The sequence below is a fragment of the Pseudoalteromonas piscicida genome (assembly GCF_002744175.1).
Taxonomy (GTDB): Bacteria; Pseudomonadota; Gammaproteobacteria; order Enterobacterales; family Alteromonadaceae; genus Pseudoalteromonas; species Pseudoalteromonas piscicida_B.
Window position 1 is genome coordinate 1 of sequence record NZ_NKHF01000164.1, and the last position, 411, is coordinate 411.

The 411-nt window shown below is 42.3% G+C and carries 1 pseudogene; it reads right to left on the reverse strand.

Features of this window, described 5'->3' with window-relative positions:
* Window positions 1–208 precede the first annotated feature (208 nt).
* A pseudogene (locus CEX98_RS23130) lies at window positions 209–411 on the reverse strand (transposase); the annotation flags it as partial.

Genomic DNA, 411 nt, shown 5'->3' on the forward strand with positions numbered 1-411 from the left:
AATAGCTGACACCCACTGTTATTTTAGGTATTTATGTGAAAAGTCGCTGAACAGAGGCTAATCTGTAGCGCTTTTAGCGAATAAGACTTGTATAAACCAGTTGATTTACAGAAATGAATTGCTTTCAAGATCAAAAGTTATTATCACGCACAGGAAAACTCCCGAGAGCGCATAGTCAGGAATATGGAAGTTATGGATGCGAGTGTATTTAACCCAGTAAGCGCTCGCAGTTGGTTAGGTTAGTACGCCGGTGCTTTTTAAGTGTTTTACAATGAGCGGTGATAGCGCGCTTCCTACCCACCGCGCCGTGAAATACTCGTGAAAACTGCGTGGTAAGTTTGAACCAGCTCTCGGGTTCTATATTTAATCGAGTAAGGATAGGTTGCATATCGTCAATATACCCCGGCTTTT